The organism is Aneurinibacillus soli, assembly GCF_002355375.1.
Lineage (GTDB): Bacteria > Bacillota > Bacilli > Aneurinibacillales > Aneurinibacillaceae > Aneurinibacillus > Aneurinibacillus soli.
The window spans coordinates 3,847,303-3,870,446 of sequence record NZ_AP017312.1; the positions used below are offsets into that span (position 1 = coordinate 3,847,303).

Annotated in this window: 23 protein-coding genes; 6 read left to right on the forward strand and 17 right to left on the reverse strand. The window is 41.9% G+C overall.

Annotated elements, in window-relative coordinates:
• Positions 1 to 122 precede the first annotated feature (122 nt).
• Positions 123 to 419 carry a hypothetical protein gene (locus CB4_RS19430; protein WP_096467350.1) on the reverse strand — a complete coding sequence of 99 codons (297 nt, stop codon included), beginning with the start codon at positions 417 to 419 and terminating at the stop codon, positions 123 to 125.
• 415 nt (positions 420 to 834) lie between these two features.
• Between CB4_RS19430 and pssA the strand changes: the two genes are divergently transcribed.
• Together pssA and rluF are read left to right on the forward strand one after the other, a co-directional pair.
• Positions 835 to 1,323 carry a CDP-diacylglycerol--serine O-phosphatidyltransferase gene (pssA, locus tag CB4_RS19435; RefSeq protein ID WP_096467351.1) on the forward strand — a complete coding sequence of 163 codons (489 nt, stop codon included), beginning with the start codon at positions 835 to 837 and terminating at the stop codon, positions 1,321 to 1,323.
• 107 nt (positions 1,324 to 1,430) lie between these two features.
• A complete protein-coding gene (rluF, locus tag CB4_RS19440) occupies positions 1,431 to 2,117 on the forward strand; it encodes a 23S rRNA pseudouridine(2604) synthase RluF (RefSeq protein ID WP_096467352.1) in 687 nt (228 codons plus the stop codon).
• Positions 2,118 to 2,177: 60 nt separating this feature from the next.
• Here rluF and CB4_RS19445 read toward each other — a convergent pair whose 3' ends face one another.
• Positions 2,178 to 2,408: a DUF1450 domain-containing protein gene (locus tag CB4_RS19445; RefSeq protein ID WP_096467353.1), complete on the reverse strand. Its 231-nt coding sequence runs from the start codon at positions 2,406 to 2,408 to the stop codon at positions 2,178 to 2,180.
• Between the two features lie 176 nt (positions 2,409 to 2,584).
• On the opposite strand from CB4_RS19445, the gene CB4_RS19450 reads away from it, so the two are divergent.
• From CB4_RS19450 to CB4_RS21770, 3 genes are all read left to right on the forward strand, one after another.
• Positions 2,585 to 3,628 carry a copper amine oxidase N-terminal domain-containing protein gene (locus CB4_RS19450; RefSeq protein WP_157738070.1) on the forward strand — a complete coding sequence of 348 codons (1,044 nt, stop codon included), beginning with the start codon at positions 2,585 to 2,587 and terminating at the stop codon, positions 3,626 to 3,628.
• A 191-nt stretch (positions 3,629 to 3,819) separates the two neighbouring features.
• A complete protein-coding gene (locus CB4_RS19455) occupies positions 3,820 to 4,185 on the forward strand; it encodes a response regulator (RefSeq protein ID WP_096467355.1) in 366 nt (121 codons plus the stop codon).
• 415 nt (positions 4,186 to 4,600) lie between these two features.
• Positions 4,601 to 4,918 (forward strand): hypothetical protein, encoded by a 318-nt coding sequence (locus CB4_RS21770; RefSeq protein ID WP_231956078.1) that lies wholly within the window; start codon positions 4,601 to 4,603, stop codon positions 4,916 to 4,918.
• Positions 4,919 to 4,986: 68 nt separating this feature from the next.
• Here CB4_RS21770 and CB4_RS19465 read toward each other — a convergent pair whose 3' ends face one another.
• Both CB4_RS19465 and CB4_RS19470 read right to left on the reverse strand, forming a co-directional pair.
• The gene (locus CB4_RS19465; protein WP_096467357.1) at positions 4,987 to 5,337 is read right to left on the reverse strand and encodes a hypothetical protein; all 351 of its coding nucleotides are present in this window, start codon (positions 5,335 to 5,337) and stop codon (positions 4,987 to 4,989) included.
• 326 nt (positions 5,338 to 5,663) lie between these two features.
• Positions 5,664 to 5,948, reverse strand: a complete 285-nt coding sequence (locus CB4_RS19470; protein WP_096467358.1) for a late competence development ComFB family protein — start codon at positions 5,946 to 5,948, stop codon at positions 5,664 to 5,666.
• A gap of 383 nt (positions 5,949 to 6,331) precedes the next feature.
• Between CB4_RS19470 and CB4_RS19475 the strand changes: the two genes are divergently transcribed.
• Positions 6,332 to 7,132: a glycoside hydrolase family 191 protein gene (locus tag CB4_RS19475; RefSeq protein WP_096467359.1), complete on the forward strand. Its 801-nt coding sequence runs from the start codon at positions 6,332 to 6,334 to the stop codon at positions 7,130 to 7,132.
• A gap of 83 nt (positions 7,133 to 7,215) precedes the next feature.
• Here the strand turns inward: CB4_RS19475 and CB4_RS19480 are convergent, their stop codons facing one another.
• The 13 genes from CB4_RS19480 to CB4_RS19540 all read right to left on the reverse strand — a co-directional run bounded on the left by CB4_RS19480 (position 7,216) and on the right by CB4_RS19540 (position 23,021).
• Positions 7,216 to 8,976, reverse strand: a complete 1,761-nt coding sequence (locus CB4_RS19480; RefSeq protein WP_181419265.1) for an HD-GYP domain-containing protein — start codon at positions 8,974 to 8,976, stop codon at positions 7,216 to 7,218.
• A 116-nt stretch (positions 8,977 to 9,092) separates the two neighbouring features.
• Positions 9,093 to 9,401, reverse strand: a complete 309-nt coding sequence (locus CB4_RS19485; protein WP_231956079.1) for a DUF2304 domain-containing protein — start codon at positions 9,399 to 9,401, stop codon at positions 9,093 to 9,095.
• A gap of 64 nt (positions 9,402 to 9,465) precedes the next feature.
• The gene (locus tag CB4_RS19490) at positions 9,466 to 10,197 is read right to left on the reverse strand and encodes a glycosyltransferase family 2 protein (RefSeq protein ID WP_096467362.1); all 732 of its coding nucleotides are present in this window, start codon (positions 10,195 to 10,197) and stop codon (positions 9,466 to 9,468) included.
• The gene (gene murJ, locus CB4_RS19495) at positions 10,163 to 11,593 is read right to left on the reverse strand and encodes a murein biosynthesis integral membrane protein MurJ (RefSeq protein WP_096467363.1); all 1,431 of its coding nucleotides are present in this window, start codon (positions 11,591 to 11,593) and stop codon (positions 10,163 to 10,165) included. The genes CB4_RS19490 and murJ overlap by 35 nt, the downstream gene beginning before the upstream one ends.
• 1 nt (position 11,594) lies before the next feature.
• Complete coding sequence (locus CB4_RS19500) at positions 11,595 to 12,461, reverse strand: DUF3473 domain-containing protein (RefSeq protein ID WP_096467364.1); 867 nt, start codon at positions 12,459 to 12,461, stop codon at positions 11,595 to 11,597.
• A 15-nt stretch (positions 12,462 to 12,476) separates the two neighbouring features.
• On the reverse strand, positions 12,477 to 13,460 hold the full coding sequence (locus tag CB4_RS19505) for a carboxylate--amine ligase (protein WP_231956080.1): 984 nt from the start codon (positions 13,458 to 13,460) through the stop codon (positions 12,477 to 12,479).
• Between the two features lie 213 nt (positions 13,461 to 13,673).
• Complete coding sequence (locus tag CB4_RS19510) at positions 13,674 to 15,665, reverse strand: hypothetical protein (protein WP_096467366.1); 1,992 nt, start codon at positions 15,663 to 15,665, stop codon at positions 13,674 to 13,676.
• Between the two features lie 12 nt (positions 15,666 to 15,677).
• Positions 15,678 to 17,240 carry a hypothetical protein gene (locus CB4_RS19515; RefSeq protein WP_231956081.1) on the reverse strand — a complete coding sequence of 521 codons (1,563 nt, stop codon included), beginning with the start codon at positions 17,238 to 17,240 and terminating at the stop codon, positions 15,678 to 15,680.
• Between the two features lie 53 nt (positions 17,241 to 17,293).
• On the reverse strand, positions 17,294 to 18,283 hold the full coding sequence (locus tag CB4_RS19520) for a hypothetical protein (RefSeq protein WP_096467368.1): 990 nt from the start codon (positions 18,281 to 18,283) through the stop codon (positions 17,294 to 17,296).
• Positions 18,276 to 18,689: a hypothetical protein gene (locus CB4_RS19525; protein WP_096467369.1), complete on the reverse strand. Its 414-nt coding sequence runs from the start codon at positions 18,687 to 18,689 to the stop codon at positions 18,276 to 18,278. Before CB4_RS19525 ends, CB4_RS19520 begins: the two co-directional genes overlap by 8 nt.
• Positions 18,690 to 18,747: 58 nt before the next feature.
• On the reverse strand, positions 18,748 to 20,466 hold the full coding sequence (gene pelF, locus CB4_RS19530) for a GT4 family glycosyltransferase PelF (protein WP_146226593.1): 1,719 nt from the start codon (positions 20,464 to 20,466) through the stop codon (positions 18,748 to 18,750).
• Positions 20,467 to 21,331: 865 nt separating this feature from the next.
• Complete coding sequence (locus tag CB4_RS19535) at positions 21,332 to 22,447, reverse strand: hypothetical protein (RefSeq protein ID WP_096467371.1); 1,116 nt, start codon at positions 22,445 to 22,447, stop codon at positions 21,332 to 21,334.
• 28 nt (positions 22,448 to 22,475) lie between these two features.
• On the reverse strand, positions 22,476 to 23,021 hold the full coding sequence (locus tag CB4_RS19540) for a DUF1643 domain-containing protein (protein WP_096467372.1): 546 nt from the start codon (positions 23,019 to 23,021) through the stop codon (positions 22,476 to 22,478).
• Between the last annotated feature and the right edge of the window lie 123 nt (positions 23,022 to 23,144).

Sequence of the window (23,144 nt, forward strand, 5' to 3'; positions counted from 1 at the left end):
CCAGGACGACAAAATTTAAAGTTGAGTAAAATGATAAGCCCCTGAAAACAGTATGTTCCAGGGGCTTACTTATGTCATTACGCTATGCTCATCGCACCACCAGACACAAACCGGAATACTCCTCAGGATGAAACACGCTTGCGCACGGCAAAAGCTAGAGCTTCATTATCAAACGCCAGCAATACATTCAACAGCGTGCCGGTTTCAATTTCACCCGCTTCTTCTTTAGGTACCGTTAACTCCAGCATACCGACAAGCTCGGGTGGAACTCCCTGATCGGGGTACGCTTCTCTGTATAATTCCATTGGATCAAGCTCATGGTTTACACACCACTGCGCAAAAATAAGCACCATCGCGTTTGTATCACGGCGATAACTATCTGCAAGCTGTCCTTCCAGACCCTTTTGTTTATCTTCCATCAAAATCCCCCCTTACTCTTTACTGTCCGCCAAGTCATTTGCGAATAAGACGAACGCTTCCTGCCCATTATAAACAAGAATGCATCTACTGTCACAATACCACTTTCCGGAAAATGTGATATAATGTAGGAGTAACGTGAAGGGAGGACGACCGCATGAATCTGTATGTATGCCTCTCCTGCTTTCAAGTAAAGCGGGGAGATCCCCACCGTGTCGACCTGAATGTATGTGAAAATTGCGCCCAGCTCTCTGAAAACGTTGCCATTGAACCCAAAAGTACAAATGATGATTCATATCCATCGGTAAGGGGCTGCTAAAGCAGTCCCATTATACTGTCGGTCTATGATTTTTTGACTGTCCATGCCTTCACTGTGGTAAAATGCTAACTAAACAAAAACATATAACGAGGTGAAGCATGAGCTATTTTCGTCGCTCAATCCCAAATAGTTTTACACTCGGCAACCTTGTATGCGGAATTTTTTCGCTGACATTTGCCATGAACGAATATTACCGCATGGCCGCTCTGTTGATTCTTCTGGCCGCTGTATGTGATCTGTTTGATGGAAAACTCGCCCGCATGCTAAAAGTAGACAGTCCGATGGGAGTCGAGCTGGACTCACTCGCAGATATTGTCAGTTTCGGCGTTGCTCCAGCTATTTTGATGCACACAATGGAACAACCTTCATTTCTTGTCACACTTGCGTTTATCGCCTTTCCAATCGCAGGTGCCTGGCGGCTTGGCCGGTTTAACATCCAGCCGACGATTGGCTACTATATGGGAATTCCGATCACCTTTGCCGGGTTGCTGGTGGCTTTTCTGGCCCTTTTCTCGTTTTCCAGCCCGCTTCTTACCCTTGTCCTGGCTATCTTGATGGTCAGCCCGATTCGTGTTCCCAAGCTATAATCTACACAAAGAAAACCACCTTCAAAGGCGGTTTTCTTTGTTTTAGAGCCACTTACATAACGAGTATGATATGATACACGAAGACTATTCAGCGAAAGGATTGTAGTATGAGAATCAATAAATTTATAAGCGAAACCGGGATTTGTTCGAGACGGGAAGCGGACAAATGGATCGAAGCGGGACGCGTTACCATCAATGGGGTGCGGGCTGAACTCGGAAGTATAGCGGAAGCGGGGGATGATGTTCGCGTGGACGGCAGACCGATCGGGACCAAAAAAACATCGGTCTATATCGCCCTGAACAAGCCAGTGGGCATTACATCCACAACCGAGAATAAAATTAAGGGCAATATCGTCGATTTTGTCAACCATCCAGAGCGTATCTTTCCCATTGGACGGCTCGATAAAGACTCCGAGGGGCTAATCCTGCTGACGAATGACGGTGATATCGTTAATAAAATTTTGCGTGCGGAGAACAACCACGAGAAGGAATACATCGTGACTGTGAACAAGCCAATTACCCCTGCCTTTGTAAAAGGAATGTCAGAAGGCGTCCGCATTCTGGGTACCCGGACGAAACCGTGTCGTGTAACGCAGGTCAGCGATCGTGTCTTCCGCATTATCCTGACCCAGGGACTGAACCGTCAGATTCGGCGCATGTGTCAGGCGTTCGGCTATAACGTCGTCAAGCTGCAGCGCATACGTATTATGAACATTCAACTTGGCAGCCTGAAAATCGGACAGTGGCGTAACCTGACAACCCGTGAACTTACGCAATTAAACGAGCAACTCTAGGCTCATATAACAAAACAGCCCTGTAGCATCGCGTTTTGCATGCCACAGGGCTGTTATTTATTATCCGCACTTCTTAATAAGCTTGCCAACCTTTTTGACCACCTTCTTCGTAGATTTCGCGGTGACAACCTCATCTTTCCCGACGATGACAAATTGTTTTTTCCGGCCAAGCTTGCACATCGATTGGCAACCCATGCAAACTTTTGCATCCGGTGCAAGTCTCGCAAGTTTTTTCCTCAACTTCTTCACATCATCTGTACATTTCGGACAAATTCGCAGCTTCATTGTCATCCCGCTCCATCCTTTCGAAGAATTGTGGTGAATACCTATAGTGTATCACAAAAACAAAGCGTTGATAATAATTATCATTTCACAGAAAAATATTTTGTATTGAAACCTTTTTGGCCTATATGCCGTCAAAAAGAATGGGATCCCAAACTACATTACTGCAAGGATGTGCCACAATCATGAAACCAACAGCATTATGGAAAGCAGCCTTATTCACGACGCTTTTTGCCACTACAACAACCTCAGCCTATGCGATGTATATACCCGATCAAGAAAAGAACATTACGAACGGTTACACCCAAGCACCTACCGTTATGCCAGCAGACTATTCGGCAAACGGACTTACACACCGTCTTGTTATAAACGGAACAGGCTATGCACCTGATCAAACATCCATCTATACGAGCCACAATCAAATTATGGTTCCCGTACGCACAATTGCGGATGCGCTTGGATTTACACTAAACTGGCATAAAGAAAACAATACTCTTGAGCTTGTGAAAGGAAACCAGTGGTTCCAGATCAAAATTGGTGCGGATAATTACAACATTGCCAAAATGCCCGTTAAGTTAGGTGTCGCACCAGAACTTACGAACAGCAAGACATACGTCCCTCTTGCATTCTTCCGTGATGTAATCAAAGTAAATGTACAGGTTGATGAAACCGGAACGATTTCAATCTCTGACAAAGCGGAAGAAATGATGAGGCACGGTGTAATTACAAGCATCGACAAATCTCAAATTGGGATAAATGGATTCACGAACGGTTTGAAACTGAATATTACAGATTCCACCATTATTTCAACAACTGATGGTCGGAAACTTTCATTCAAAGATCTAAAACTCGGAATGGATGTAGATGTTCGCCCGGAGAAATGGGCTACCTTAAGCATCCCACCAATGACGAACGCGGTACAGATTACGGTCAAAGATGCTAATATGAATGAAATGCTCGGCACAACAGGAGAAATCACAGATGTACAGGATATACAAAACGGCATGAAGCAAATCACCGTAAAAGGAACGAAGCTATCCGAGCAAGCGCAAGATACAATCATGCTGGTCGTATCTAACAAAACAAACATCATCGGTACAAAAGACAATCAGCCTGTTTCGATACAGGAGCTAAAAGCTGGCCAAAAGCTTCATGCATTCTACGGTCCGATCATGACGAGAAGCCTACCACCAATTGGCCAGGCTGAAAAACTGGTAATTGAAAACTAAATAAACGTACATTTATACTTGCAATTTAAAGAAGGCTCAACACTCCAGATGTTGAGCCTTCTTTAATAATCTTTAAGCCTATCAAAATTCAGTATTTACTACATTCATCAAAAAAAATTTGTAAACAGTATTATTTTTATATCTTGGAATTCATAATTATTTAAAAAAACTAAATATAGAAAGGAGACGAAATGTACAAAATATTAGTCGTGGATGATGCGCTTTTCATTCGGTCCATTGTAAAAGGATATTTAACCGAAAATAACTTCGAGGTCGTAGCCGAAGCTCAAAATGGAAAAGAAGCGTTAGCAAAATATATAGAAACTTGTCCGGATATTGTAACAATGGATATTACGATGCCTGAAATGGATGGCATCGAAACGATCAAACAAATCAAAAAGCATGATAGCAAGGCGAAAATTGTAATTTGTTCCGCAATGGGCCAGGAGCATATGGTAATTAAGGCCCTAAAAGCGGGAGCAGTCGATTTTGTTGTGAAGCCTTTGGATAAAGAAAGAGTTCTTGCTGCCATTAATAAAGCACTCACCAATGATTAGTATAAACAGAAAATCTCCTTTTCACTTTGGCTACTACGGCCCGTATATACTTCTGATACCTCCCTCTTTGGATCTCAATCCAGAGGGGGTTATTTTTAGTACGATGTATTTTCAGGAATTTTTCATTGAGGAATGGTATAGTCTATTTTACAACACACCGATGGGATATAAGTGAAATAAGGAGGAACTAGAAGCAATGTCGCAATCGAAGCAACCTATCATACAAAATCGCAAAGAAAGAACGCGCGTTTTCTGGACACTCGGTATTACCCTTATCTTTCTAGTATTAGGAGTCTGGTATACGTTTCATTCTTTTTCAGGCTCTTTTCATACACGACCTTTCACACACTTTTTTAAGGAATTTGGATCGTATGCCCGAATCGGATTTTTCGTCGTATTAGCTCATTTTGTCCTTATGTTTATTCTTCGGAAACGATATGTAGATGGCGTTGGGCAAATCAAACAACTTGTTATTTCGCTTTCACGAATTGCCCGTCAACTGCATGTTCCCTTAGCGATTATAGCTACGGGGATCGTGCTGATTCACGCGATTGGAGCTCTGTTATACGGATTTACATTCGACTTTACAAACAGTACAGGTTTACTCTCTCTTTTACTCCTTCTTCCGTTAGCTATCTCTGGAATTTTTCGATATAAAAAAATGGATCGAAAATGGCATTGGGGGCTCGGATTAGGCTTTGCTGTACTTTTCATGGCACATTCATTTTTATAATCAACTGTTCGAACTGGTTACAGCAAAAAAGCCCCCTGTATAGGCGGCTTTTTTGCTGTATTTATAACCTACTCTCCTGAAAGTGACTCTTGTCCTACTTTTAAAACACCCGCCTGATTTACGATATCATGCAGCCTTTTTCTCGCTTCTTCAATGTCCATCTCAAGTTGGATAAGAAGATTCAATACACTATCCATGTTGGCTTGCTTTTTGAGCATAGAGAAAACAACTGGCCTCTCATGCTTAAGAACAGTCATGACTTCTACTGTTGCAAGCACTCCGTTAGACGTTTTGCTTCGTAAAAATAACTTTAGAAAATTCCTGAAAATAACTAAGTGTTCCGACTTATCCGGGTACTTCTCTAGCAATAGAAAAAATTCTCCTACCGCTCTTCCAAGACCCCATCCCTCACTTCTCATAACTTTCTCCCCCTGGTGACTGGTAGGCATAACTAAAAGTAGAAGCCCTTTTAGCTTTGCATCATTACCTTTCTAGCCAGTTTCCCTTTTTCAATAGGAATATATTAGCACAAAATACAAAGTGGAAATAGGTGTAATATCATGCAAACATTGCATTACATAATTTCAGTCAGCTTTTATCGGCTCTTTTTATGATCTCTTTCACTTTTTGCTTGTGTGTTCTATTGTGTTGGACTTTTAATTCTCAGGAAGCGAGATCACACCTCTTTCTCGCTTCTACTTTTTTATTACAAGTAAGGAATTTTAGAATCGAAAACCTTCATTTCTTAGGAACCCCGCGGTATATTATGCGGGGAGGGATGTTTAGCTACTAATGTGGTGGCACGTGTAATTTCGCACAAAATGTTTGTAAGGGATTGTTTGTTGAAGAATTCTGCCTTGATGAAGGCAAGTCCTAACTCTTTGGATGCGTATCGCGGCGGGAGAGAGTTGAGCGTTAAGGCATATACATCTCTTTTACAAATGTCGCACTTACAGGGCATCTCTATATGGCCCCATTGCTCCTCTAATGTTTGTAAGACGAGCTCTTCCATTACATTCACTACTTTCATGGTAGTCTCCCCCTCTTTTCCTTAGCCACACAAGCCTTTACAACAAGCCTTTACTATGATCTATTTCATAATTATTATTTTATTGTATATATTATACAGCGAAATATGCAGTTATATAAGACTAGCTATGAGTGAATATTTATACTTTTTCGCAATTATTTTGACCTAGTTATGATATCCAACCAACAGCATAAACTCAGAAATCGTGAAGCCAAGATTCGTCGCAATAAACGCGAAAATACCTGTAAGAAAAGGGATGATCTTCTGTAAATAGAATTCTATACGAATATAAAATCACTAAGGAACCATACAATAAAATTATGGATTTTACACCTTCTGAGTATTCAGTTTGTTCTTTATCATTCAAAATGTAAGGAAGGATAATGATGAAAAAGTTGTTCCACCACTTCTCTCATCCATTTATAAAACACAAAAAAACCAATCCTTTATCGCAAGTGAAAAGCTTTCAAATTTATTATGGGCATGTAGATGCTCAAGCCCTAAATGTACTGAAAACTGTTGATCTGGTAATCATCGAACCAAGAAATATCGACTTTCATTTCGTACAACAGATTCGTGCTTCGGGGACGTTGGTGTTTGGGTATCTGAGCATTATGGAGACTCCCACATGGAATCGTGATCGATTCGATCTATTGGATGGTTCGGATTTTTTAATGATAGAAGGAGAGAAAATGCATTTTCCAGCGTGGAACTCCTATTTGATGGATCTACGTAAGATTCATTATCAAGGACTTCTGCTACAAGAAATGAAAACCCAAATCATTCAAAAGAATATGGATGGCATTTTCCTAGATACAATAGGCGATATAGAAGAATACATCCGGAAAGGTTCGATACAGCAAGAGATGAATCAGGCGTATCTTAACCTACTTGCCAAGATCGGTACTATTCACCCTCATTTATCCTTAATTCAAAATCGCGGATTTGCTTTGTTACAAGGAACGAAGCACTTTCTGGACGGCTTTCTTTGGGAGGATTGGCGTAGTGAGTTAGCTAATCAGGATGAATGGTTCAAAAAAAAGCTGCAGCTCATCAAGAAGTATCAAAAAAAAGGGCTGAAAATCTTCACGGTCTCTTCCATTCAAGAACACGTTCATACGCAAGCCGCAAAGGAAAGAAGTTTTGTTCATCTGGTACGTCCTGACGGATACAATACGCTTTAGCCATATTGATCCACTCAAAATTTTTAGGTCTCGTGCGTGTTACGCATCGAGACCTAATGGATGAATCGTTGTTAGATTGAGGGTTATCTTCTAGAGATTGCCTCCGTGTAGACAAAGCACGTTTCGCACGACTTGCCATGTGCTTGACAATTGTTTTGATTGACTTCCCAACAATTTTTTTCCGTTTGCTGAAATGCAGGGCACGTTGCGCAAATCTCGGAAGGGGTGCAACACATTTCCCAGCAGGGACCAAGCGAATGATTTACATTACGCAAACTGTTCCGCTTTCTTTGTAACCAACGGTCGAACGCATCTACAACCGCTGGGTCTAGTTGCGAGCCTGTCGAGGATTTTAGCAGTTCTAACGCTTTATCAAAAGGCAGTGCTGTACGATATTTCCGGCTGTTCATCTTCGCCAAAAAGACCTGGACAACTGCTATAATGCGAGCGCCGAGTGGAATCTGCTGACCTCTCAGGCCTGCTGGGTAGCCATTGCCATCCATTCGTTCGTGGTGATAACGAATGTAGCTTGCGACAGTTTTGTTGCCGATTAGCATCTCGATGATATCCGCCCCAACTTCCGCGTGAAGCTTCATCTTCTCGTATTCGATCTCCGAGAATTTCCCTTCCTTCAGATAGATTTCTTCCGATAAGCCAAGCACACCAATATTACTAAGGTATGCAGCGAGTGAGATGTCTTGCTTCTCGCGAGGAGAAAGGCCCATCTCTTGTGCAATGACAATCGAATAGCGACTCATGAGTTCAGAGTAGCCAACTGTATAAGGACTTAAGTTGTCAATTGTACGAGATAGCAATTTTAGCAGTTCTACATACGAGGTGGTCATTGGTTTGATATTGTTTTGGGTCTGTAGTAATTTAGCTATTTGCTTGGACAACGTACGGAGCGATATCATCATTTGCTCGTCTGACAACCCTGACCCATCTTGATCATGAACGCGGCAAACAATGAGTCCTTCTCTCCCGCCTTCGATGAACTTGCTAATTAAGAGCATTTTCGCACTTCGATCCTGCAGTAGTAAAGCGAGTTTTGAATGAGGAGTGTCCCCTTTATGAATGACAGCCGCCTCACGATTATCGAGCGCCATCCACAATTGGGAACACAGCTCTTTGTCGTGGATGATCGTCTGCTGCATCTCAAAGGACCAGCCAATCAATGCCGGTACTTGAAAGCCCCCCGTTTGCTGAATCAAGAGGAAACAATCCGGAATCCCTAAGGCACTGGCGAACATCCCCAATGTCTTTTGGATAATTGACTCCGAATCTAATGCCATGGAACTGATTGAGCGTAGCGCATGCTCACTTGTAACCACAACGTCGGTTTTCATCTTCAGAACGTCAGTCTCAATCAAACTTTCAAGCATCTGTGGAAGCAAATCAGTAACAAATTCTAGCTTAGATCGAATCGCCTTAGGTAGACGTGAGATAGGACCAATACGAATCAATCCCCTTTCACCACGAATAGGAATCAAGAGTAACGGCACTTCCCCCTCTTTGATCAAATCAATGCCCTGTCTAGTAGCATTGGGTGAAAGGCTGAGCGGAGGCTGGTATACCTCTTTTTCATAGGAAGCGAGCCCACTATAGGAAGGGGCTACTTGATCCTTGTCACCGTGACGTTGGCGCACCGCCTTGAGTAAGTACTTATTTTGCTTGTTATCCAATATATAAAACGAGTAGCCATGTGCATCCACAATGGTGCTGTAGATCTCCAGTATGATATTTAAATTGCTCTCTAGCTCTGTAGATGTTTTCACATGACGTAAAAGCCGGGTTACATGTTCTAACTGTTCAACATGCCTTTTTTTCGCACGCATTTGACTCATAAACAGTACCAGAAACAAGACGATGAGAGCACCGGCTCCAAGCAAAAACACTGCTAAATAGGGTTGAACCAAAGTATCTAAATGAGACAACATCTTTTGTGACCTCCTTTCTTACGTTAATGTTCCTCGTTTTTTGCTACTGGAATTTCAGCAAGATGAGGTTTAGTGTCCAAATGCTGCTGGATTGCTATATGCTGGGCAATTTGCTTAAGCTTGTTTTGTAAAACTGAGATCTGGATCGATTGATATAAGACCACCAACAATAAAATTAAAGTCGAAAACAAAAACAACAGCGATGGAGGATAGCTAACCCCGAGCCTACTAGCTAGCCAGTCAACCAGTTCGGGATTGGCAGATACGATCAATATAGCCACCGCACCTGACAACCACGTAATCACGTTCCATTCACTAATCTTTTTCTTCAAAAGCAAATAGAAGACCGCTAACAAAAACGAACAACCGCATCCTACTAGAAACAATTTGAGCACGTTATTCATGATACGACACCTTTTTCGTCAGTTTGAATTGAATAAGGACAGTCATAATACTGAGCGAGACCTTCATGATGTATAACAGGGGCTTAATTCCTGCATGCATGCTAACGCCCACTTCTCGCATCCTCATATGGGCAGGAATCTCTCGAATTCGATATTCAAGTAGAATCATTTGGATAAGGATATCTGCATCAGGAAAATCTGCCGGAAAACGGTCGCTTACCGAATAATAGTGAAAAACCGATTGGGAGATGCCTCGAAGACCTGACGTAGGATCGCTAATTTTTACGCCAGTCAAAGTTTTGATCAGCCAGTGAAAAAAGCAAACGCCAAACTTTTTTATCGGTCCAATTTTGAACGTTGAGCCTCCTTCTAGATAACGTGACCCCATAACGATGTCAACATCTCTTCGTTCTAATTCCTGCATGATAGGCTTTAAATCTTCTGGATTATGTTGATCATCAGCGTCGAATTGTAATATAAATTCATATCCTTTCGCCGTTGCATATTTGTATCCGGTTTGCAAGGCTGCACCGTACCCTAAGTTGTAAGGATGAGAGATTACTTTTACGGGATAGGTACTAGCAGCCATCGCTGTACGATCCCTTGAACCGTCATCGACGACTAAAATGTCAGCCTTTAACTTCATAGCCAGTAATCCCTGCAAAACTTTGCCGATGTTCTGCTCTTCGTTAAAAGAAGGAATGACGATTAGGAAGCGGTTCATACTCAGCACCTACTTTCATATATTTTCGAAGGTCACGATAGGCAAACAGCATTATCCCAGACGCGTTGACAAGAGCTCCACATGCAGCTCCATACCCCAGGCCTGCTGCTCCTATGTGAAAAGTAAGCAGTTGATCACAAACGACATTGACGAGCAATGCAATGAAACTGATTATGGTTGGAGCTATCATTCGTTCCACAGCCATGAAATACCGCATCCCCACAGCAGACAACGCTTGCGAGACGATTGCAAGCGAGTAACCCGCCAAAATGTTTGATGTAATTTGAACGGAATGCTGATCAAACGAACCATGTTGAAACAACAATGAGATTAAAGGAATTCTTCCTAAGAAAAAGATCACGGTCACAGGGACAGTGATGATTAAGGTCATTTTTACTGCGCTGTTCATCGCAGCACTCGCAAGCTTAAGATTGTTCTCACCCACCGCTTTTGAAATCGAAGGAAGAAGAACCGTAGTAAGAGCCGCTACAAACACCCAGTTGGGGAATTGCGCCAAACGGAAGGCATAATTGAGTCCGGCAATCGTCCCGCTTTCCATCTTCGATGCGATATTTCGTTCGACAGCAAGAACCAATTGTGTGCTAAGCAAAATCATCAAATACGGGACAAACGTTCGCAACACACGTATAAAGTCATCTTGTATGCAAAATGCTAACTGCCATATGTTTTTATCGTATCGATACCAACGAACTTGATCGTCACCTTTTCTGTGCAGTCCCAACCAGACGAGCATGACCATACTGCAAACGCCGATGAAAATCCCGACTGCCACAACTATTGCTCCTCGATCCGGGGAGACATGTTGAACAAACAAACAGGCAATGGCTCCTAAGTAGATGCTGTTAAACACCACAGGTGTAAAGGCAGATCTCACATACATTCCTTTTGCTTGCAGCGCGGCACTTCCGATCATCCAAAGCGGAAATAACACCATCGTAGGCAATAAGATCATCAAAAGATGTTTACATTGACTATACACTTCAGGTGTAAAACCCTGGCCTAGCCAATGCAGTAATGGGTTTTGAAATAAATAAAACAAAAGGAAACATCCACCCGAAAAGAGGAACGTGTATACAGTTACCCGGATAAAGAGCAGTTGAAGTCGCTTTGTCTCTCGTTGTACCAGCAACTTGCAAAACATTGGTACACAAGCAACACCGATCGCAGACGCCAGCAGATTATTACCAACCGTGTCCGGTATGAAAAAGGCCAAGGTAAGTGCATCGGCTGACGGAGAAGTTCCAAAATAGGTCGCTTGCATAAGATCCTTGCCAAACGCGACGATGGCTAACAACAAATTAATCAAAGCAACACCATTTGTCCCCATTCCTCCGAAAGAAATGAGTTTGCTGAACCATTCACGGATACGAACCATTCTAGCCCCCTCGCCCTGATGAGGTAAGCGCGATGGGCGAGAATGTTTGGCTGGCAATGAGCTCACCTAGCGTCGTAAAGCTAAATTCTTGCAACAAACGCTCCAGCTTCCGGCGGGTGGTACCCAGATTGTAATAATGGACAAACCGAATGAGCGGTGACGTTTTCAATCGTGGCTGCTCTGTATCGACCTCCCAGGGGTGAACATAAATCATGCCAAGACGGGTACGATTCACTTGCCGCAGCGCCCAGGTCAAAAATGAAGTGGGTAAGGCACGGAGGTAGAACCCACCGCAAAAAGGAAACGTGACTCCCCCCTTTTTTAAGACCACGGGTGGAAATTCAAGCAGGCTAAGCGCCTCTCCATTCAATACAGGGATGAATGGGGTATGCGGTGCACCTTTAATACCGGACAATGGCGTTCGAAACGGCTGTAGGCTGGAATCACAAACAAACCCTTCATTGGCTAGAATCCTCAGTACCTCATAGCGTTCCGGGGTAATGGACCAGGAGGGTGCACGATACAATTGTACATTTTGCCCGGTGATGCCCTCCAGGATATGCTTCGAATAAAGAAGGTCCTCGTGAAACTGCTCAATGGACATCGAATTAACCATCTGATGCCATCCACCATGCGAGCCAATTTCATGACCTCTCCTTGCAATCTCTTCCACCAGAGTGGGATGCTTCTCAGCAACGCATCCGAGTATAAAGAACGTTCCTTTTACCTGATAGTAAGAAAACAGTTCAAGGAGCTGCATCGTATTCTGAACGACACGATCTTCGAATGTATCCCATGTCGAGACATCAAAATGAAAATCACTTGTCATATACCAATCCTCAACATCCACAGTCAAAGCATTTTTCATTCTCTTTTCTCCCCCCTAACGTTTAAACATCATGTTCCAGATTTTACGATCGAATAAGAGTCTGAAAGCCCCTGTCATAAACCCGAATACTGGCATCGGATCGTCCCATGATAAAATATCGTCTCTAAGTGATGGGTTCCCGAACGAGAAAAAGGGGGGATTCATCGAGCGTCTGTTTCCGGCAGACAAAAAGTGAAGAATTTCACCCGGCAGAAGGTTGCAACAAAACTTTCCTATCGTATAGTGATGGACTTCTTTGGCGTCTCCTTTTATTGCCGCCTGGTACATCATATAGGGAAAATCCACACCAGACTGTATCGCCATCTCGAGTGAGTTCCAGTATCTCGGATTGATTTCCATCAACTTTGGAATCCCGTCACGCGGGTCTTGCATGAACTCGATCTCCACGACCCCGCACCAGGGCAGATTTTGCATGAGCGTCTTTGCTTGCTCTACAAGCTCTGGCATCCAAACGCTCTTTTGAACCGTGCTTGGACCTATGTCCACCGGGAAATGCCTGACTTCTTTTTGTACGAATGATCCTCGAAGTTCCCCGTTCCGGTTATAAAGCAAACAGACGTCATAACGTTCACCGAGTGGAATGAATTCCTGAATCATCGGGCGCGTATATTGCATCGCAATCTGTTGATATAGACTCACTAACTCTTCTCGATGCTTAACGATTCGAATCCCACGGGAACCCGAACTCTTCCGTGGTTTGATGACAACCGGATACGAGAGTTTCTCCGCTAAGCACTTCACTTCTTCCATATCTTTCGGACATAGCGTTTGTGGACAGGGGATCCCTGCCTTCATTGCAAGAAGAGTCGTCGTATATTTATCTGCTGCTTGTTCATAGCTCTTGTTCGGAGGTAATAAACAAGTTGTGAGGGCCTCAATTTTCTCCCGATGTTCAATGACGATTTGCATGACGATATCATCACTTGGAATCAGCAATTCATAGCGTCTGAACTGCAAGGTCTGTATGAGCCATTCCAAAAACGCTTGTGGGTTTCTTGAGGGATCCGGATACACCAAGGCACGGGTGCAATATTTTGAAAAGGCAGAAGGTGTGAATCTGGTTCGGTCTGCTGTATACGTCGCGATGCCTTTCGACCCTAGCGATCGGGTCAGAGCCAAAGATTTGCGCAGTAGACCATCCGTTATTAAGACAGAAGACATCATACACATCACACCTCTACATGAACTTGATTAAGACTTGCCCCAAACTTGCTCCTGTTTCTTTCCAGGATATTCTTCTTTATGCAGATGATAAATACGTAAGTTCTCATCTTCATAGAAGATCTGGAGGTTATCATGTGAAGCTTGGTACGTTGTAATCCATTGCCTCAATTCTTCATTGTCTTTCTTTCGCTGTTTATATTTTTCAGCGAGTAGCGGATAAATAGCGTGGCTCTTGGATAACTCAAATACCTTCTTTTCGTTGTAGATGAAAATATCGTTCGCAATACCTGCATCAGGCTTATTTTCTCCTTTTCTCGTCAATATTGAGCGAGAAGGGTCGTACTGATCAAGTAAATCGTGCAGGTACATATGATAGCCGTTTCCTAATGCCAATGCATATCCTTCATTCTGTGAAACGATCAACCAAGTCTTAGGACGGTATGACTCAGCGATCCGCAAATACTGCTCGGCGCTTGTGTCCCATTCCATTTTATATGGAATGATCGGCATCAAATGGGTCTGTTTAACAAGGGCGAAAATGAGAATAGAACAGGTACTTGCTTGAAGGATATTATGGCCTTTCATGCGATCAAAAAGCCTCCAGACTGCGTGTAAGCCAATACCTATAGAAAAAGGAATAGCAAGTGCCCATAAACTACTTGAACGTGTCGCGAGCAGCAAACTATGCGTGACCGCCCCCCCGAATTCGTAAAGCAAGAAAGTAGACGTTCCGATCCCTATAGCAAACCAATCCATCACTTTTTCGTAACGAAGCTTACGAGTGAACAGTACCGTAAGTAAGAAAACAACCAATGCCGCTAATGCCGTATAGTCTAATAGGTGCAACTCAGGCGGAGGCACTTGAACTGTTCTTGTCAAAAAATCTTCTGAAGACCCGTGAACCTCTCTGCCAAGAATTTTTCCTAGCAAGTACGGAATAATTGCTATCACAACGGAAGCTGCTCCGGCCAAACAGAGATTCCAGACACGTTTACCTAATAATCGAAACCCAGTTACCAGCCCAAGCACAATCAGTATCCCAAGCCCCATTCCTATGTAGCCAAATATAAGTGAGTGTACCAATCCAGTTACAGCGCATCCTGCTGCAGCCGTCCACAGATCCGCACGATCTCCTTCTTTCATATAGCGTGCAAGGAAATACAGTGTCGGAAAGACAAAGATCATGGCAAATTCTTGTGAGTTGGTAGATGCTTGACGAATCCAATCATAACCGTGTAACGCCTCACCCGTGAGGCCATACAAAGCCGCGGCAGCAATACCTGCAAAATGGTTATTGACCCAACGTGAAACAGCAAAATAAAGACCCAGTGTAATCAAAACACCGCTAAAAGATCCCATATACTTTAAAACATACACTTGATCAATGGCAGCAAACTTATGCAGGTAAGCGAGAATAATATGAAAGCCTTGTGGGTAGATCCCATCATGGAACAATACCCTACTTTCAATGTACTTCATCCACGCGAGTGTTACGTATCCGTCCGACATCGCCGGAGCTGCATGTTCCCATGCGTCATAAAAACGTACGTACGCGGAGCCAGCAAGGACTGCTAGCAGCAAGAGTCCAGGCAGTATCGCCTGTCGAAACTGCTTTCCAAACAGAAAAGCCCTCATGCCTGATACGAAGCCTGCACGCCAGCGAAGCCAGAATTGACGAATGCGAAAGCGAATGTCTAATGTCTCGTAAAATAAGAGCCCCACAGCAGTCATCGCGCGCGTTCTTACGGTGGCCGCATTTCTACGAAGATAGTGACGAAATCCAAGCAACAAAAGGACCGCTACAATTGCTAATACTTCAAACAACTTCAACAGGACTAGCACATATCCAATGACGATGTATACGAAGACTCCTCGTAAAAAGCGGGCAAACAAGCACGCACCTGTATCCTCTATCTTTGATCTAGCAAAGAGAAAACGCGGCACGATCACCATCAAAAGGAGAAATGAGAAGGTGAAATGGGCCATTTCGTACAATTGATTCAGTATCGAAGCGTACACCTTCAAACCTCCTCATAAAGCTGCGAATAAATATTCGTCCAGATGACGAAGTACGTGATTGATCTGGCGATACGAAAGAATGGCAAACACGATCGTCCCAGCTAGCAATCCGAACACCCCATAGCTGTACTCAAACCAACGGCTCAAGAGAAAGCCAACGACCGCGTTGACTACTATGGCTGGCAAAATAGCACGATTGACCAGCTTTGGTTGGGACAATGAGAACAGGATCACCGCATTCATAAGCGCCATCGCAAGGATCAAGTATGCAATCAAAGCACAAATGAAGACAAAATATGTCGTATGACCAAATAGCAAATCCTTACCTGCAAACGCGTAATAGCTGTCATTAGCAAGGAGCAAGGTAATAAAAACGAGAAGGCAACTCACTACTGAAGCGACTGCTGTAACTAAAAACCACTTGTGGTAGAGTTTTAAAAAATGTCGACAAAGTCGCTCGATCTCAAATCCCGAATACCCTTTTTGGCTGTCTTCCAAATCTTGCATCATTTTATTTACAACAACCTCGCTCACGCCAAGCGGCAGCATCAGTGCGAGTAATGCAAAATCGAGCCCTAATTCATAATCTCCACGAAACCAGATGAAAAAGGGCATAAACTCGCTGTTTGCCGACCAGGCCATCACTCGGTCTACATAAAGAAAAAAGAAGTATAAAAAACCGTAAATAAAGTAAGGCATGACTAAGTAGGTAATGACTGCCAGACGAGGTAGCTTAGGAACAATGCCTTTTTCTTCTCTCTTCTCTTCTCTTTTGAAAAAATAGAGAGATAACACCATCCCGAGAAGCGCCACAAATGCAATGGCGATCAATTGAGAAAACAGGATATCGATCTTCAACAGAACAAACAAGACAAAAACGATAAAGATTCCCAAAAGGATTAATCCGGAAAAAATGAATTCTTTACGCAGGATATACATCACAGTTACCGACAACCAGATCAAAGTTAAGAACACGAAATAAAGCAAAAAAATCAGAAACAAATGGTACGGCAATAAATTGAAGATGATATTGATAAGACAAACCACCACAATGGTTAAAGCACAGAGAATATATCCCAAGCGAATAAAATAGAACGTGATCCGCCGTCCCATATTGTAATATCCTTGTTGTAAATAGAAGAATCCCCGACGGGCGATCGCTTGTGTAAATCCCCCAACAAGTAAAAAGCTAAGAATCGTAGCGATTGCAATACATGTAGCGAGATCAACTGACAAATTCTCATATGACCAAAGGGAAAATTTAAGTGAAAGCATGGAAAAAACAGAGATCGCCATAGGTAAAGCAAAAAGTAGACCACGTAAAAAACTTCTCAACATCTCATAAAGAAGCACCCATTTACTTTTCTCCTGAGGCTTAGAAAAGGATGTAAAAACAATTTTCTGCTGCAACAGTTCCCAAATTTCCTCGGCAAGCTCAAATACCCCTTCAAGACGAAATGCTTCATACACGCGTTTGTCGTTCCATCCCATCGTCTCCAATAACACAGCAATTTCATATCGATCTTGTGGATGAATGCTGCGTTTCAGAAGATCATCAAGCAACTGGTTTAACAATTTTTTGCGGTCTGAATTGTTTTGCGTAATGGAAAATGTAGCGTTTCGCATGGCTATTTATCTTCCGTTACACTAGGAATTCTCATGTTCACGATCAGATCAGGAAGTTTTCCTTCTTGTTCCGCTAGCCTTATAATTTCCAATGTAATCGCCTCTTTTTCTGCAATAATTAGACGACCATCTTGCGCAAATAAATCTTTGCCTGCCAATTTACCGACAATGTATCGGTTGCGAATTGACATAATCTCAGATGATAATGCCGCACTTTCCTTCGAATCCTCATTACTTTCTGTTCTCTTGTCTTGTGGCTTCAGTTCTGATTGGGGGTTCTTTGGCTCAAAGAAATCAAAGGTTTCTAAATCTGAGGACAAATTGCTCACATTCGCGGGGGCAGAGGATAATTCTGGTTCCACTAAATCAATGGTTTCATACGGCTGAATACTTCCCCAAAATTCAGAGGGCCCTTCCTGTTGTTCTGAAGTCGAGACTGTTTTAAGCTGAGTGATTGTTACTTTTTCTTCTTCGCTAACCTCAAAAAGGGAAGGACGATCCTCATGTTGTGATGCTGCTAAGTCAGACAGTGATGGGTCATCACTTTCTAGCAAGTTCAGCGAGGACGAGTGGAATTTTTGTATTGTAGATCCAAACTCCTGCAGTTGCGATTCCAAAACCTGCCCGTAATAATCGGCTTGTTTCTCAATGCGATGAATCATTTGTTCGTGCTTCGCTCTTTTTTGTTCCATTTGTTGTTGCAAATCGAAAAGTTCTTGTTGCGTATGACGCTGTAGTGCTTGAATTGCATCTTGTGTACGCTTCAAAACTAAGTCCTGAAACAATTGATAAGAGGAGATAGTTGGTTTCTTGTGTGAAAGTTCCTCCCATTCCGCCTGCAAGCACTCTTGTTCTGCAACCTGTGCTTCCACTTTAGACTGCAGTTCTAACAATTGCTGTTCTTGCAGATGTTTCAATTTGAGAATATACGCCGATACCTTTTTTGGACTTAACCCGAACAGAGAACGTCTAAGGCGCAAACGATCATCCATGTTCTCCCTCCCTTATTCTTCTCTGAATCAAAGACTCAAGATTGCCGAGTTTTTCAAGCGCCTGACTCACAACTGCTTTCTGGTGCAACTGATTGATCTTCAGTATTTCTTCGTCTTTTTGCTCAAAAATTTTCAACTCTTCGTGCATCTCAAAAACTGCTTTTGTCTGTTCAATGTGAGCTTGTAGCAGCGTCGATACATGCTGATCCATGTCGGACGTTTCTTGAAGCTCCTGTTGCAAATTTATTATCTCAGCACGAAGTTTTTTGTTCGTATGCGCAAGTTCTTCCAGACGTTCTTGTAGCTGCTGATACCGTTTCTCGTGTTCGAGCTGCAGAGATTGGATCAATTGTTTGACGGAATTCGAGGAATATCCCCACAATGCCAACTTGGTAATCTTATCCATAAAAACCCCCTATCAGAAATTCTTTTCAGGCAGTCTCGCGGTCCATATCTTCCAGCAGTTATACCAACGCTGAGTATTTTTCAAGTTCTTGAAAGGCTAAGTCGTATTCACCCAAACGATTGTAGGCTTCGGATATTTCGGTCAATAGAACAGGCGTGTAAGGGGACTCCACCTTTTCTTTTAATGCAGTGCGAAAATGAGAGATTGCTTCCTGATACAGACCACAAGACATAAGGGCATACCCTTTTTCCAGCAAAAGCTTTTGATTTTCAAGCTTCGTATCCTTTCGGAAGATCAAAACGTTTTCTTTCGCATGAGACGCTAAGCGAATGTAACTTTTCAAATACAAATCCAATACTTTATCTAGTGTAAAAAAGTTAAGCGCGCGCTCTCTGGCTTCTCTACCCAGTTCACTTCGAAGCAAAGAATTGTTTAACAATTTTAAAATTGCCTCAGCGAATGCTTCCGGGTCAATGGGATCTACCAGAAGGCCTGTGTTCCCTAGTGCTTCTTTCACACCGCCTACATCGGTTGCAACCACTGGCTTCCCAACCATCATCGCTTCGACAACAGAGTACGGAAAAGCTTCTGAAATGCTGGTCAAGGCAATGATATCTCCACTTTGATATGCAGCTACTATATTACTTGTATGTCCAGCAAAGATAAAAGAGTCATGTAATCGTAGTTTTTCGCGCAACTCCTTACATTCTTCAAAATACTCTGAAACCGATACAGACCCGTACAAGACGAATTTTACATTTGGGAAACGATCTCGGACGATGGCAGCCGCCCGCAAAAACGTCAGAATATCTTTTACCGGGTCAATGCGAGCTGTCATGACCACTGTAGGAATAACATTCGGCGAAGAAGGCGTATCCGTAAACACATGTTGATCGACACCGTTCTGGATGACATGAATTCGATCGATTGGAACCCCGAATCTTGTTTCCCACCGGGTATTATATTGACAGACCGGTGACACTTGATCCGCATATGTGTAATTTAAAGTAGAGATCGATTGAATGAACCGGATCAAGAACGTAGTCAAAAAAGAAGAATACCCACGCTTTGACAGGGAAATGTATTGTTCGCGAAGATATATGCCGTGCTCAGTAAGCAAGAATGGTGTATTATTTTTCAACTTTGCCAACACACATGGGATGCCACAAAAAGCAGCCGCAGTAGAATGTGTCACATGGGTCTCTGGTATGGGTGCATTGACGATGCTCAGAAATCTGTACAACCAGCCTAAACTTTGAATTAAACCGTACACATCCGGTTGGCTCAATCGGAATGTTTTATTAGATGAAGCTTTAAGAATAAAATCTTTATACACATTCCAGGTGAGCTCCGATTTAAAACTTACCTGGTAGTCAAACTTTTGGAAGTAATGATAAAGATCGAGTAACACGTGAGCAAATTGTTGAGGTTTTTTCACTTCACTGATAACTTCTTCTATCAATCGAATAAAAAGAGGGATAAAGTGCTCTTGAACAGTTAGTGTAGTCGTATTTTCTTTTGAAAGATAGATTTCAGAAAACGGGACAGCAAGATGTTCTTTTGGCTCCTCCATTCCCCACAAAGGCACTGTTTGCAGACTCGCATTCTTCGGTAGTTGAAATTTTTGTGTCACAAAAGGGTTGGCTATGATGCTGTAAATAAAAAAATCCACCACATCCAGCTTGTTGATCAAATTTTCACACCACGTACTGACTCCACCTTGATGAAAAGGATATGTGCCTTCTGTCGATAACAACACTCGAATTTGGTCTGTCAACGGATTCAACTCCACTAAGATTTATTCAAATATAGAACTATCCTATATGACTCTCCACTTACACGAGCAATTATGTTATTTTTCCTTCCCGTCCTTACTTTTACTTCATCCTCATACAAATTATGATAACGATTTTTCTAAAAAAATAAAAAATACGTACCTCCACTTTTGTCCCCTTTTTACCTATTCCTAACAAGAAAAAGTTATGCTAGAAAAGCAGGAAAAAGGTGCAAGGAATCAGGATTTCTCCTTTTTTCTCACACCTTTTTTCCGCTCTTTTGCACAACTTTATTTCAATTTTGCTACGAGTTTATTTTATGTGGCACAGGTTTATTTTTTGGTTACAACACATGTTCCGAATTAATAAAGTCGTGCTACCCAATCCCCCTTCAACCCGCATTCCTATGCCACCTAATTTATCCCATTTGAAATAAAGTCGTTCACGAATCGCTCATTTTCCCGATTTTTTTCTCCATTTTTTCTGCCACAACTTTATTCTTTTATAAATAAAGTCGTGCTACAAAGGAAAGGGATTGGGGGCACAGGTACAGGCTTTTTTTCTGCCTTTTTTCATGCTTTTGGGGTTCGTAGAACCCTCCTCTCTTTCTTTTCAATCCTTGTTATAATAAGGTTTTTTCACTTTTCATCAGCTTTTTAAACCAGGAAAAAGGTATGGTATCAAAACAAGAAAAAGGTGCAAGGAATCGGGATTTCTCCTTTTTTCTCACACCTTTTTTCAGCTCTTTTGAGCAACTTTATTTCGATTTTGCTACGAGTTTATTTAATGTGGCACGGGTTTATTTTTTCGTTACATAGTAGGAATAAGGATTAAAGAAAAAGGTAACTTACTCACCTTCTCCACCATTCAGATATTTAAATTACTGAGCAATTCCTCTACTCGATCTTTTTCTTTTTTTGTAAAGGAGGATACCTTTCTTTCAATTTTAGATAATATTGATTCATCTTCTAAAGTTCTTTTGGATTTTTCCATACTCTTGATTATATTGATGAGTTCCTTTTTTGTTATGAAATTCTTAACGTCATTAGGTAGAACACTCTCCGATTGTCGAGATATGACTATTTTGTCCCAAAACTTTTTCGTGAGTATTCTGTAACCAGTTGCAATTGACACCATTTCATTAACTCTACCTTTTCTATAAGAAAACATACTATCATCTTTCATAGCGATATAAACAGGGTTATTTACATTTTCACTTGAGAATATTACCCTCTCATCACTAGACAAAAGAACTAACGTACTTAATAATGCATCAAATTCATCATCAGTAATAATTGTCTTATCGGTTTCAGCGACAATCGAAAAATCCTCTAATAGTTTAGCAAATCGATCAGATTTTTCCGTTTTACCAGAAAGAGAATGTGTTATCCATGCCCCTTCTTTCATATCCCATTGTGCCAAAGTTTCCTTGTATTGCCTCATGTCACCTTTTCCATTCAAATCATTCTGATTGCCTTCCCTATAAAGTTGAAGGATAGTTGCGGCAGGATACGTTTCAAACAATCTTTTATTTAATGGATCCTTACCGTTTTTCATTAAGCACTTCATCCCACTACGAATTCCTTCTGCTCTTTTTGACAGAGTCTCTAAGCGACCTGGTGGGGCGCCATTAAAAAATTTATCAACATCTCGTGAAATGTACTCCCAAAACCTTCGCCAATTTTTTTCTTCTACAGGCGGGACAATTAATGGCTCGATTGGGGCATCAATAACAAGTGGATAAAGTTTATTTTTTAAAATAAACCTTATATCATTTTTCTCAAGTACCTCTACAGGTTGATTATTATCCTGATTAGGAAAATATGGCATTATATTGGATATTATTTTTATTTCTTTCTTTCCAACATTACTGTCGCAATCCTGATCAATTCGTTGAGATTTGACCAATGCACCTTTGTCACTTCCGTATCCGACCAAATCCAAGCCATATACCCATGTAATTTTTTCCTCATTACTATGCATATTAGACGTTCCTTTCAATTTATCGAGACTAAATCACACATATGTTGCCATTATTGTCTACCTTACAACTTATCAACTCATTACTATCACCAAGAGTGCGTACATATTTAGGCTGGGACTTGTTTGTAATACCGAAGCACCACAATTTATGATTGTGTTTTTTTAGAAGTTCAATAAACCTTGGATTCTTACTAACCACAGATCCACCATTACCCCAAAATAGTACAACCTTCTCGGATTCCTCAACAACTTTCTGGATATATTCGAAATTTTCGCTATCAAACTTCTTATATTCCCTTGGGAATAATTTCTTTGAGTCGCTTGTCTTTGCAAATAAGTTTACCACTTCAATCGAACCATGTTGGTGTTGGTCAACGAGCAACTTGGTTATTTTCCCCAATGTTTGACCAAGTACAAACGGGTTGGGATTTACTTGTTTTGGATTAAACATGATCACTCCAACTTTAGGCTTTGTACTGTCCCACCTTCTAAATAATCGGTATCGAACGTCCTTTTCCATATCAAAATCATTATAGGCATCCAATATATACCATTTCTGTTCACTCGACATCATTCCACCCCCATTTCTCTCATGCCCTTGCCCATAATTGAATTACTGTTTAGTTCGTGAAAAGAAAAAGATACCTTTGCATAATAACTGGTAAAAGCAGTTTAACAAAAGAAGTAGCTACCTTAG